Here is an 11,900-nt window from a genome sequence, read left to right on the forward strand (position 1 = left end):
GACCGCACTCATGCATGGCGCATCGCGGATGATGTCTTGCACAATGCACACAATGAGGCCACAATTGGGCGAGGACTAGGGCCGCGAGGGGTCCGTCAACGAAGGAGCGAATTCATGGATACGTACCGCAAGAGCAGGGGATACGCCCCGAAGGGGTTCTTCGAATGCGAGGGGAGGGGCCTCGAATGGCTCGGCGAGGCGATGCCGCAGGGAGGGCCCCGCGTCGTGCAGGTGATCGGCTGGGGCGACGACCATCTCGACATCGAGAAGGTCCATTCCGCGATGCCCACCGTCAAGGCGGCGCATGACTTCGGCGCGGCGCTCGCGCGCATGCATGACGCGGGCGCCCCGCATTTCGGCTCCGCGCCGGCCGGGTACGACGGCACCTGCTATTTCGGCCCGCTGCAGGACCCGGTGCCGATGGACACCGGCGAATGGGACGATCCGGTCTCCTACTATGCGGAAGGCCGTCTCCGCCCGATGGTGGAGCTCGGCATCCGCCGCGGCGAACTCGACGAATCGGATATGGCGCTCACCGAACAGGTCATCGACGCGATGCCCGACCTGCTCGGCCGCGCCGCCTCGGACAAGCCGGCGCGTGTGCACGGCGACCTGTGGAGCGGCAACGTGATGTGGACCGCCGACCGCGGCTACAGCGAGGCGGTGCTCATCGACCCGGCGGCGCACGGCGGCCACCGCGAGGAGGACCTCGCCATGCTCGGACTGTTCGGCATGACCTATCTGCGTGACATCCTCGACGGCTATCAGGGCGTCCATCCGCTCAAGGCCGGCTGGCAGGAGCGTATGACCCTGTGGCGTCTGTACCCGATCACCGGCCACTGCGTGTTTTTCGGCGGCGGCTACGTGGGCGAATACCGCTCCATGTGCCGTTCCCTGCTGGGGTGAACGCGGCTGAACGCGGGTCGGACGGCGGCGTTCCTGTCGGTCGGACGCCGCCGGTCACAGGTTCCTGAGGAAATCCTCCGTCTCCCTCACGAGCCGTTCCGCCTGACCGGGGTTCTCGGAGGCGGCCGCGCGCGCCGCCTCCGCACGGTCCCATTGCCGTTCGAGATGGTGCACGTAGTCGGCCAGCTGGTCGCTGCATCTGAGCAGCATCGAGGCCTTCGCCTTCCACTCGTCCGCCCGCGACGGCAGATCGCCCTCGTCGAGGTCGCAGCCGAGCTCCTCGCCGAGGCGGCGCAGCAGGGCGAGCGTGGCGGGCGCGCAATCGTCGTTGCCGGTGTACTGGGGGACGGACACCCACATCGACGTGGTGTCGAACGACTGCTCCCGGGCCATGTCGTCCAATACGGTGGGGATGCCGACGGGGCCGCTGTACCCGCCCTCGCCGTCGTTCGCACCGCAGTCGCAGCTGCTGCCGCATCCGTCGAGGTCGTGGGAGACGTCGATCGGAAGGGGGCGGGTGTGGGGGCAGTCGGCGTACATCGAGCCGAGCGTGACGATGCGGTCGACGTCGAACTCGTCGGCGATATGCAGGCTCTGCCGGCAGTACTCGCGCCAACGGTAGTTCGGTTCCGGCGCGATCTGGGCGTAGATGCGGCGGTCGGGGGAGAGCGCGATCTCGTAGAACGTGGTCTGGGGCCAGATGATGCGTGGCCGTCCGGTGACCCGGCACAGCATCGGTCTGGACACCTGGTAGTCGTAATAGCCGTCGCAGCTGATGTGGCGTATCTCGCGCGCCTCGTAGCGGCCCAGCAGATGCCGGATGACGTTGGTCGCCGCCTGGCATGCGTCGTTCCACCCTTCGAAGGCGGCGAGCATGACGCTCTGCCGCGGATCCCGTTCCTCGCTCATGCCTTCCACAATAGCGGTGGCCGATGCCGCCCGAACGCGTATTCGCCCGCTGTTCGCCATGGGCGTGCAGGGGCGGAATCCCGCCGTTCTCCGGTGCTCGACGCCGAACCGGAGGCGGGTGCGGCGCAACCGCGACACGCCGTGTTTGCAATTCGCCCGCGGATGGATATAGTAGTGACTCGTGCTTCGGCGGGGAGAAATCCCCAAGGCCAAATGCGGACATAGCTTAGTTGGTAAAGCGCAACCTTGCCAAGGTTGAGACCGCGGGTTCGAGTCCCGTTGTCCGCTCTAAGGTCCGATGAGTTGACGACCTTACGGTGGGTTAGCCAAGCGGTTAGGCAGCGGCCTGCAAAGCCGTATAGACGAGTTCGACTCTCGTACCCACCTCTCAGCGAACCGAAGCGATTCGGTCGACTGCTGGATGCAGGCCCGGGCGGTTGGCGCAGAGGTAGCGCACTTCCCTGACACGGAAGGGGTCACAAGTTCGAATCTTGTATCGCCCACCATGCCGAAGCGATTCGGCCTGATAACTGAATACCGAAGCGATTCGGGCGATTGGCGCAGCGGCTAGCGCACTTCGTTCACACCGAAGGGGTCGTAGGTTCGATTCCTACATCGCCCACTGAATCCCGCTTCTCACGGCGGGATTCTATGCGGACATAGCTTAGTTGGTAAAGCGCAACCTTGCCAAGGTTGAGACCGCGGGTTCGAGTCCCGTTGTCCGCTCCATCCCGGACCTCGCCATCGTGCGGGGTTCTTTCGTATTCCGGGCATGCGTATTCCGGACATCTCCTGCATCTCCTCCCCGGCCGCCCGTATCCGGCACCCACGGTCCGCGGGCGATTGTGAAGATTTCCGGGGGCTCTATCCACATTCCCCGTACGGCTGGACCCGGACCCGTCCGCCGCGTCATCGTTGGTGATGACGGATATCCGGCATCGGCCGGATGACGATGCCGATGATGAGGAGCCGACATGGACGGGCGATGGCGACAGGATGACGGAGCACGACGCGCCGTACGGCGCAGACGCGCGGTGATGGCCAGGAGACGACGACGCCTCGCCGAACGCCGCCGGGAGATCCGGATGCGGCTCATCGCGGTGGCCGCCATCGCCATCGTGACGCTCCTGCCCGCCGCCGACGCGGTCCGCCGGGACGCCGCCGCGGCCGGGCGTCCGACGGACCGGACCATATCCGGGACCGGCGTCATGACGGCATGGTGCGCGACCGGCATGGAGACCGTATCCACGATGGCGGAACCGTCCGGAACCGTCCGGAACCGGAACATCGCGCTGGCGCAGGGGATCGGAGCCGATGCGGACGGGAAATGCCGCCGGACGCTGTCATGGCCATTGCGCCGCGTCGAGCGTTTGAAGGCGTTCGACGCCCCCGATCGGACATGGCTGCCCGGCCATCGCGGCATCGACCTCGCGGCCGCGGAACACGACGAACTGCTTGCGCCCGCCGACGGCGTCGTCTCGTTCGCCGGAACAGTGGCGGGCAAACAGGTGGTGAGCGTCCGGCACGACGGACTGACGCTCACCTTCGAACCGGCCGTCACGGACCTGCCCGTCGGGGCGCGGACCATCCGCGACGAGCCGTTCGGCGAGGTGGGCGCGCGCTCGGACCATTGCGACGGGGCCTGCCTGCACTGGGGCGTCAGACGCGGCGAGGACTACCTCGATCCCGAGACGCTGGCTGGGCCCAGGCGCATCGCGCTCAAACCGGTGGAATGACCGTCGCACCGTACGGACGCACGGTACAATCGGTGACGACACAGCCAAGGAGGTCACGGAGACGATGATCACGGAATACTTGCGGCCGCTGGAACAGCCGATCGACACCGACAGGAACCTGTTCTCGATACTGGAGGAGCGCGCCGCGCGTACCCCGGACCGGTCCCTCATCGAATACAAGGAACCCGGCACGGGGGAGTGGAGGTCGTTCACCGCCGTCGAATTCCGCGACAAGGTCATCGCGCTCGCCAAAGGCCTCATCGCGCGCGGCGTCATGCCCGGCGACGCGGTGTCCGTGATCTCGAAGACCCGTTGGGAGTGGACGGCGCTCGACATGGCCATCATGTCGATCGGCGCGCTCACCGTACCCGTCTACGAGACGAACTCGCCGGCGCAGGTGAGCATGATCTTCAACGATTCCAACGTGCGCATGGCGTTCGCCGAGAACGACATGCAGCGCGACAAGGTCGAGTCCGTGCGCTCCCGGTGCCCGGACCTCGGCGACGTGTACGTCATCGACTTCGGTGCGCTCGACACGCTCGAGGAGTACGGCAAGGGCGTCACCGACGCGGAGTTCCGCGAACGCGAACAGGCCGTCCGCGGCGACGACCTCGCCACCATCGTCTACACGTCCGGCTCCACGGGTACGCCGAAGGGCGTCGAGCTGAGCCACGGCAACTTCATCTTCATCACCTATTCGGGCGTGAGGTCGATGCCGGCCATCGCCATGCCCGAATACGCGCGGCTATGGCTGTTCCTGCCGCTCGCGCACGTGTTCGCACGCTACATGCAGTTCTTCTGCTTCGCCGGCAACGTCACGCTCGGCCTGTCCGGGAACCTGAGGACGATTCTCGCCGACTTCGCCGCGTTCAAGCCGACGTTCATCCTCGCCGTGCCCCGCATCTTCGAGAAGATCTACAATGCGGCCTCGCAGAAGGCCGGCGCCGGTCTCAAGGGACGCGTCTTCGCGGGCGCGGCCGCCACGGCGCGCGCCTGGTCGGAGGCGCAGCAGTCCGGCGGACCGATCCCGTTCGCGCTGAACCTCAGGCATGCGTTCTACGCGAGGCTCGTCTACCGGTCGATCCTCGACGTGTTCGGCGGGCATGTCGAATACGCGGTCTCGGGAGGCGCCCCGCTCGACAGGTCCATCGCCCACTTCTTCAACGGCATCGGCCTGCCGCTGCTCGAGGGTTACGGCATGACGGAGACATGCGCGCCCGCCACCGTGAATCCGACCGCCGGATACCGGATCGGCACGATCGGCCTGCCCATGCAGGGCACGGCGGTCGGCATCGCCGACGACGGCGAACTGTGCATCAAGAGCCCCGCCGTATGCGTCGGCTACCACAACCACCCCGAGACCTCCAAGGAGCAGATCCGCGACGGCTGGCTGCACACCGGCGACCTCGGCTCGCTCGACGAGGACGGCTTCGTGACCGTGACCGGCCGCAAGAAGGACCTCATCATCACGGCGGGCGGCAAGAACGTTTCGCCGGGCGAACTGGAGGCGTCGGTGATGACCTCGCCGGTCGTCAACCAGTGCGTCGTCGTAGGCGACCGCAAGCCGTTCGTCGCCGCCATCGTCGCGCTCGACCTGGCGGAGACGAACACGTGGCTCCAGGCGCAGGGCGCGAAGCCGTGCGCCGACCTGGCCGAGGCTGCGCGCAACCCGATCGTGCGCGCCGAGGTGGAGCGCGCCGTCAACCAGGCCGACGAGCTCGTCTCCCGCGCCGAATCCATCCGCAAGTTCGAGATCGTCCCCGACGACTTCACCGAGGAGAACGGGCTCGTCACCGCGTCGATGAAGGCGCGCCGCGAGGCCATCACCAAGCGGTACCGCGACCTCATCGACAACGTGATCTACGCGGGCAAGAAGTGACGGCCGCGTCGTAAGGCCGCCGCATACGGAGGGGCCCGTGACAGAACCTGCGATTCGGTTCCGTCACGGGCCCCTCCATATATCTCCCTGCATGCTCCCTGCACGCGGACGGGGAGACGCGCCTCACTGGCGCGGCGCGGTCCTCTTCGTGTACATCTGCGTGGCGAGCAGCGTCGCGTAGCGCTTGATGACCTTCGGACGGATGACCTTCATCGACGCGGTCATCAGGCCGTTCTCCTGCGTGAACTCCTCGGGCAGGATGATGAACTTGCGCACCGACTCGGCGCGGGAGACGCCCTCGTTGGCCTGATCGACCCACTTCTGCACCTCGGCGCGCACGGCGGCGTTGCCCGCGGCCTCCTCCATGGACATGTTCTCGTCCAGACCCTTCGACGCCAGCCACGGGCGCAGCGACTCCTCGTCCAGCGTGATGAGCGCGGAGATGAACGGGCGCTTGTCGCCGAGCACCAGGGCCTGCGAGACGATCTCGCAACGCTGGATGACCTCCTCGATCGGGCCGGGCGCCACGTTCTTGCCGCCGGCCGTAATGATGAGGTCCTTCTTGCGGCCGGTGATGTAGAGGAATCCGTCGTTGTCGATGCGGCCCAGATCGCCGGTCGCATACCAGCCGTCCTCGGTGAAGGAGGTCTCGGTGGCCTCCTCGTTCTTGTGGTAGCGGGGGAACACGGCGCGGCCCTTGACCTGGATCTCGCCGTCCTCGGCGATGCGCAGCGAGAAGCCGGGGAACGCGATGCCGACCGAGCCGGCGTGGAACGGGACGCCCAGCACGTTGAACGCGCACGGCGCGGTCGTCTCGGTCAGACCGTATCCCTCGTACACGGGCACGCCGGCGCCGCGGAAGAACGCCATCAGCTCCGGGTCGAGCGGGGCGCCGCCGGCGACGATCCACTTGGCGCGGCCGCCCAGCACCTCGCGCAGCGACTTGTAGACCACCGGGTCGAACGCGGCGCGCTTGGTGCGCGTCAGCGCGCCCGCATGGCCCTTCTCGGAGACCTCCTTCATGTAGTCCTGCGCGGCGACGACCGCGGAGGCGAACACCATGCCCTTCGCGCCGTGACCGGCCTTCTGGGAGGCGGCGTTGTACACCTTCTCCAGCACGCGGGGCACGACGATCATGATGGACGGCTTGGCGACCTGCAGGTCGGAGATCAGCGTCCTGATGCCGGTCGCGATGTAGATGTGGACGTTCGAGGCGACGACGATGTAGTTGATGGCGCGCGCGAACGAATGCGCCTGCGGCAGGAACAGCAGGATCGTGTTCTTCTTGTCATGCAGCAGGTCCGGCATGTAGTCGGGCAGGTTCAGCGCCGTCTGGCAGTAGTGCTCGTGCGTCATCTCGACGCCCTTCGGCGCGGCGGTGGACCCGGACGTGTAGACGATCGAGCACAGGTCGGTCTTCTGCACCGAGTCGATGCGCTCGTCCAGCTCCTCGTCGGACACGGACTTGCCGTACGCCTTGATCTCGTCCAGACCGCCGGTCTCGATGCACACGATGTGCTCCAACGACGGGCATTCCTCGACGGCGCCGTCGGCCTTGTCGCGCATGGCGGTGTCCTGCACGATGAGCAGACGGGCGTCGGAGTTGTTGACGATGTTGCGGATCTGCTCGGCGGAATCCGTGTCGTAGATGGTGGCCAGCACGCCGCCGCAGGCCATGACGGCCGCATCGGTCAGATCCCATTCATAGGAGGTGCGGCACATGAACGCCACGCCGTCGCCCTTCTTCAGACCATAGTGCAGCAGTCCCTTGGCGATCTCGCGGACCTCGGCGAGGAACTCGTTCGCGGTCTTCGTGACCCACTCGCCGTCCTCCTTGTACGTGTACAGCGGTTCGTCGCCCATGCGCTCGGCGCGGTCGGCGTAGATGTCGTAGATCGACATGCCCATGTCCAGCGGGGGATTGCCCTGCGTGGTGGTGGTCAGCAGCCCCGAAGCCGGGTCGATCTCGGTGACCGTCGGACGGTCCGGCCCCCACACGTCGGTGTGGGGCAGCTCGATGGACTCCTCGCGGGCGATGTCCTCGCCGGCGTAGTCGGGTTCGTTGCCGGCGTCGTCGCCGACCGGATGCACGAAGTCGGTGCCGAGACGCAACGCCTTGCGCGTGATGTTCGTGGTTTGCTGCTTCAACGTGGAAAAAACGGACACGTGCTGCTCCTTGACCCAATTCCTTGTCTGGTCCTGTCTCAGAACAGCCAGTTTAGCGCCCGGAACGCGACACGTCACCTTACGGTGGCGTAGGAAACGCAGGCGTCCGTGGACGTTTCTCCCGGCGCGCCGCCGGTCTTCGGCTACACTTGGGCGACGTACGACACGATACGGCCAATGTCAGAAAGGGCTCTCATGGCTGAAATCAAGGAAGCCACGGTGGCTTTCGGTGTGCTGGACGAGACGTCGGATACGGAATCCCGCGTCGCGCTTACCCCGGACATCGTCACCAGGCTCGGGCGGAGCGGAATCTCCTGCCTGATCGAACGCGGCGCCGGCGCCGCGGCTCACTACACGGACGAGGACTATGCGAAGGCGGGCGCCACGGTCGCCCCGCGCGACGAGGTGATTGCCAAGGCCGACGCGCTCGGCTTCGTCGACCGTCCGTCCGCCGGGACCGTCGCCGAGCTCAGGGCCGGCCAATGGGTAATCGGCATGCTCGGCTCGTTCACCGACGCCGATTACGTCGCCGCGCTCGATGAGGCCGGAATCGTGGGCGTCGCCATCGAACGCCTGCCGCGCCAGCTGTCCAGCGCGCAGTCGATGGACGAGATGACCTCGCAGAACTCGGTGATGGGCTACAAGGCGGCCATCCTCGCCGCCGACGCCTACGGTTCGTTCCTGCCGATGATGACCACCGCCGCCGGCACGATCCGTCCGGCGAAGGCGCTCGTGCTCGGCGCCGGCATCGCGGGGCTCCAGGCCATCGGCACGCTGCGCCGTCTCGGCGCCGTCGTCACCGCGTACGACGTGCGCCCCGCCTCCAAGGGCGAGGTCGAATCGCTCGGCGCGAAGTTCCTCGACCTCGGCCTCGACTTCTCGAAGGGCCAGGGCGAGGGCGGCTACGCGCGCGCCCTGACACCCGAGGAACAGAAGGAGCAGCAGGCCGCCGTCGACGCGAAGGCCGCCGGCTTCGACATCGTCATCACCACCGCGAAGGTCCCGGGCCGCAGGCCTCCGGTGCTGCTTACCAAGGCCGGCGTAGACGGCCTGAAGCGCGGCGCCGTGATCGTCGACTGCGCCGCGTCCGAGCTCGGCGGCAACGTCGAGGGATCCGCCATCGGCACGCGGACCACCGAAGGCGGCGTCACCATCATCGGCGCGCCGTACCTCGCCTCCGGCGTCGCCACCACCGCGTCCGACCTGCTCGCGCGCAACGTGGCCGACGTGCTCGCCCACTTCGTGCGTGACGGCAAACTGTCCCAGGATCCGTCCGAGGAGCTGGACGCCGCGCTCGTCGTCGCCGGCCGCGTCGAGGCCGCCGGGACCGCGGCCGAAGAGAAGTAAGGAAGGGAAGGAACGCAAATGCCCACGCTCGTCGTCTCCATCACACTGTTCGTGCTGGCGCTGCTCATCGGCATCGAGGTGATCGGCAAGGTGCCCGCCACCCTGCACACCCCGCTTATGTCCGGCGCGAACTCCATCCACGGCATCGTCATCGTCGGCGTCGTCATCGTCGCCGCCGAGGCGAACTCGCCGCTCGCCTACGTGTTCATCTTCCTCGCCGCCGTGCTCGGCACGATGAACGTGGTCGGCGGCTACGTCGTCACCGACCGCATGCTCGAGATGTTCAAGTCCAACAAGAAGAAGGGGGAGGATAAGTAAATGGCCTCCGCAACCGTCGGAACCATCGACATCGTCGCCTGGTTCGTCTACCTGTTCTCCGCCGTCATGTTCGTCGTCGGCCTGCACTTCATGAACTCGCCGAAGACCGCCCGCAAGGGCAACCAGATCTCCGCGTTCGGCATGGTCGTCGCCGTGCTCATGGCGTTCATCGTGCTGTTCGCCAAGGGCTTCGTCAACACGGTCGCCGTCGTCGTGCTCGTCGTCGGCATCCTGATCGGCGCGGTCGCCGGCGTCGTCTCCGCCAAGAAGGTCAAGATGACCGACATGCCGCAGCTCGTCTCCGTGTTCAACACGGTCGGCGGCGGCGCGGCCGCGCTCGTCGCCCTCAACGACATCCTCACCAAGGAGGGCGTGCCGGACCTCGTCGTGCTCATCACCGCCGGCCTCGGCATCCTCATCGGCTCCGTCACGTTCACCGGCTCGCTCATCGCCGCCGGCAAGCTGCAGGGCGTCAAGTGGGTGAAGAAGCTCACCCTGCCCGGCAAGGGCGTGTGGAACATCGCGTTCATCGTCCTCACGGTCGCCAGCTTCGTCATGCTGTGCGTCCAGCCCGGCCAGCGCCTCCTGTGGTCGATCCTCACGACGCTGTTCGCCCTCGGCTACGGTCTCGTGTTCGTCATCCCGATCGGTGGCGCCGACATGCCCGTCGTCATCTCCGTGCTGAACGCGTGCACCGGCACCGCCGTCGCCATGTCCGGCCTCGCCATCGACAACGTCGCCCTCATCGTGGCCGGCGCGCTCGTCGGCTCCGCCGGCGTGACCCTGTCCATCCTCATGGCCCAGGCCATGAACCGTCCGCTGCTGTCCGTCCTCGCCGGCGGCTTCGGCGGCTCCGACGCCGCGGCCGCAGGCGACGGCCCGGAGGGCACGATGAAGGAGACCTCGCCGGACGATCTTGCCGTCCAGCTCGTCTACGCCGACAAGGTCATCTTCGTGCCCGGCTTCGGCCTCGCCCAGGCGCAGGCCCAGCGCGAGCTCGCCGACCTCGGCGAGCTGCTCAAGAACCACGGCGTCGAGGTCTCCTACGCGATCCACCCGGTCGCCGGCCGCATGCCCGGCCACATGAACGTGCTGCTCGCCGAGGCCAACGTGCCCTACGAGGAGCTCGTCGACCTGGAGGAGATCAACCCGCAGTTCCCGTCCGCCAACGTCGCCCTCGTCGTCGGCGCCAACGACGTCACCAACCCGGCCGCCCGCCGTCCGGGCACTCCGGTCTCCGGCATGCCGATCCTCGACGTCGACAAGGCGCAGAACGTGGTCGTCATGAAGCGCGGCCGCGGCACCGGCTACGCCGGCATCCAGAACGAGCTCTACTTCGAGGACAACACGCAGATGCTGTTCGGCGACGCGAAGAAGAGCCTGCAGGCCGTCATCGCCGCCGTCAAGGAATTGCTGGCGTAATGGAGCGTCCTCGTCGTCGCTCCTTGGTCGCGGTACCTTCGTACCGCTTCCTTCGGTGCGCCTAGAGGCCGCACGCATTATGCGAACGATTCGTTGTGCCGGCGTACCGGCTTCAACCGCACGGGAGCCCCTCCTCGGAGGGGCTCCCGTCGTTTCCAGGTCGTTCCGGAGGCGATGCCGGCCACGGGACGAACCGTCACAGGGCGAACACGCGCGTCACGAACGCGGCGACGCGGCTCCAATAGAGCTCCGGATCCGTGCTCGCGGCGAGGGCATGACCGGCGCCCGGCACCAGCAGACGTTCGCGGTCCGGCCCCGCGCATGCGGCGATGTTGCGGTCGAGGAACGCGGGGTCGACGAACGCGTCCGCCTCGCCGTGGATGAACATCATCGGAATGATCGTATGGCGCAGCGAGCGCACGCAGGACGCCTCGCGGAAGCCGTACCCGGCGACCCGGCGCGAGATTGCGGACATGAGGTCGACGATCGGCACGCCCATCCAACGATGGGGCAGATGGTACATGTGCTTCGCGTTGAACAGGAACTGGTCGCGCACCGACGTGTATCCGCAGTCCTCGATCGCGGCGACGACGTTGCGGGGCAGCTCCAGTTCGCCGGTCGTCATCATCACCGTGGCGGCGCCCATCGAGACGCCGTGCAGCAGGACGCGGGCCTCGGGGTCGCTCGCGGTGATGAGGGTGATCCAACCCAGAAGATCGCGGCGCTCCAGCCATCCCATGCCGATGTAGCGTCCCTCGCTCAGCTCGTAGCCGCGCTGCGCCGGGACGAGCACGGTGAATCCCATGCGGGCGAACCGGTGCGCGTACTTCGCCATTTCCGAGGGTCTGCCGGCGTAGCCGTGCATGCAGACCGCATACAGATGCCGGGCGGGGGAGGCGCGGTCCGGGTCGAACAGCCAGCCGTGGAGCTTCAGACCGTCCTCGGAACGCATCGAGACGGGCTGCTTCGCCGTCTCGAACCAGTGCGCGGCCTCCGTCTCCTCGTCGGCGTCCCGATGAGGCGTCTCCAGATAGTCCGACGCCGCGCCGTTGCTCATCAGACGCTCCATCCAGTGCGAGCATTCCCGGTCCAGCGACAGATGGAACATCAGCTCGGCCGTCGTGAGCAATCCGGCGGCCACGGTGCCCACACCCGCGCCCGCCCCGATCAGCATGTTCCTGGTGACTCGCCTCATCGCAACTCGATTCCCTGAAAAA

Annotated in this window: 9 protein-coding genes and 5 tRNA genes; 11 read left to right on the forward strand and 3 right to left on the reverse strand. The window is 67.1% G+C overall.

Annotated features, from left to right (window positions below; translation table 11 throughout):
* Positions 1-114 precede the first annotated feature (114 nt).
* Positions 115-906 (forward strand): fructosamine kinase family protein, encoded by a 792-nt coding sequence (locus AC1AYX_RS04535; protein WP_476502382.1) that lies wholly within the window; start codon positions 115-117, stop codon positions 904-906.
* A gap of 54 nt (positions 907-960) precedes the next feature.
* Here AC1AYX_RS04535 and AC1AYX_RS04540 read toward each other — a convergent pair whose 3' ends face one another.
* Positions 961-1,815, reverse strand: a complete 855-nt coding sequence (locus tag AC1AYX_RS04540; RefSeq protein WP_476502383.1) for a PAC2 family protein — start codon at positions 1,813-1,815, stop codon at positions 961-963.
* A gap of 215 nt (positions 1,816-2,030) precedes the next feature.
* Between AC1AYX_RS04540 and AC1AYX_RS04545 the strand changes: the two genes are divergently transcribed.
* From AC1AYX_RS04545 to AC1AYX_RS04575, 7 genes are all read left to right on the forward strand, one after another.
* Positions 2,031-2,103: transfer RNA gene (locus AC1AYX_RS04545), tRNA-Gly, on the forward strand.
* A gap of 28 nt (positions 2,104-2,131) precedes the next feature.
* Positions 2,132-2,202 (forward strand) — tRNA-Cys (locus tag AC1AYX_RS04550).
* 44 nt (positions 2,203-2,246) lie between these two features.
* Positions 2,247-2,321, forward strand: a tRNA-Val gene (locus tag AC1AYX_RS04555).
* A 43-nt stretch (positions 2,322-2,364) separates the two neighbouring features.
* A tRNA-Val gene (locus AC1AYX_RS04560) sits at positions 2,365-2,437 on the forward strand.
* A 31-nt stretch (positions 2,438-2,468) separates the two neighbouring features.
* Positions 2,469-2,544: transfer RNA gene (locus AC1AYX_RS04565), tRNA-Gly, on the forward strand.
* A gap of 641 nt (positions 2,545-3,185) precedes the next feature.
* Positions 3,186-3,551, forward strand: a complete 366-nt coding sequence (locus AC1AYX_RS04570) for a M23 family metallopeptidase (protein WP_476502421.1) — start codon at positions 3,186-3,188, stop codon at positions 3,549-3,551.
* Positions 3,552-3,615: 64 nt separating this feature from the next.
* A complete protein-coding gene (locus AC1AYX_RS04575) occupies positions 3,616-5,430 on the forward strand; it encodes an AMP-dependent synthetase/ligase (protein WP_476502384.1) in 1,815 nt (604 codons plus the stop codon).
* Positions 5,431-5,553: 123 nt separating this feature from the next.
* On the opposite strand, the gene AC1AYX_RS04580 is transcribed toward AC1AYX_RS04575, so the two are convergent.
* Complete coding sequence (locus tag AC1AYX_RS04580) at positions 5,554-7,596, reverse strand: AMP-dependent synthetase/ligase (RefSeq protein ID WP_476502385.1); 2,043 nt, start codon at positions 7,594-7,596, stop codon at positions 5,554-5,556.
* 195 nt (positions 7,597-7,791) lie between these two features.
* On the opposite strand from AC1AYX_RS04580, the gene AC1AYX_RS04585 reads away from it, so the two are divergent.
* From AC1AYX_RS04585 to AC1AYX_RS04595, 3 genes are read left to right on the forward strand one after another with little or no spacing between them, the layout of a single operon-like run.
* The gene (locus tag AC1AYX_RS04585) at positions 7,792-8,943 is read left to right on the forward strand and encodes an NAD(P) transhydrogenase subunit alpha (protein WP_476502386.1); all 1,152 of its coding nucleotides are present in this window, start codon (positions 7,792-7,794) and stop codon (positions 8,941-8,943) included.
* Positions 8,944-8,961: 18 nt separating this feature from the next.
* Positions 8,962-9,261, forward strand: a complete 300-nt coding sequence (locus AC1AYX_RS04590) for an NAD(P) transhydrogenase subunit alpha part 2 (RefSeq protein WP_034526141.1) — start codon at positions 8,962-8,964, stop codon at positions 9,259-9,261.
* Entirely contained in the window at positions 9,262-10,683 is a 1,422-nt protein-coding gene (locus AC1AYX_RS04595; protein ID WP_476502387.1) for an NAD(P)(+) transhydrogenase (Re/Si-specific) subunit beta, read from the forward strand. It abuts the gene before it with no gap.
* Between the two features lie 196 nt (positions 10,684-10,879).
* On the opposite strand, the gene AC1AYX_RS04600 is transcribed toward AC1AYX_RS04595, so the two are convergent.
* A complete protein-coding gene (locus AC1AYX_RS04600) occupies positions 10,880-11,878 on the reverse strand; it encodes an alpha/beta hydrolase (protein ID WP_476502388.1) in 999 nt (332 codons plus the stop codon).
* Between the last annotated feature and the right edge of the window lie 22 nt (positions 11,879-11,900).

The organism is Bifidobacterium sp. LH_419 (assembly GCF_056356955.1).

Excerpts from the sequence above, each read along its gene's own strand:
- AC1AYX_RS04535 (WP_476502382.1), top strand. The coding sequence starts at position 115 with ATGGATACGTACCGCAAGAGCAGGGGATACGCCCCGAAGGGGTTCTTC.
- AC1AYX_RS04540 (WP_476502383.1), bottom strand. The coding sequence starts at position 1,815 with ATGAGCGAGGAACGGGATCCGCGGCAGAGCGTCATGCTCGCCGCCTTC.
- AC1AYX_RS04575 (WP_476502384.1), top strand. The coding sequence starts at position 3,616 with ATGATCACGGAATACTTGCGGCCGCTGGAACAGCCGATCGACACCGAC.
- AC1AYX_RS04585 (WP_476502386.1), top strand. The coding sequence starts at position 7,792 with ATGGCTGAAATCAAGGAAGCCACGGTGGCTTTCGGTGTGCTGGACGAG.
- AC1AYX_RS04590 (WP_034526141.1), top strand. The coding sequence starts at position 8,962 with ATGCCCACGCTCGTCGTCTCCATCACACTGTTCGTGCTGGCGCTGCTC.
- AC1AYX_RS04595 (WP_476502387.1), top strand. The coding sequence starts at position 9,262 with ATGGCCTCCGCAACCGTCGGAACCATCGACATCGTCGCCTGGTTCGTC.
- AC1AYX_RS04600 (WP_476502388.1), bottom strand. The coding sequence starts at position 11,878 with ATGAGGCGAGTCACCAGGAACATGCTGATCGGGGCGGGCGCGGGTGTG.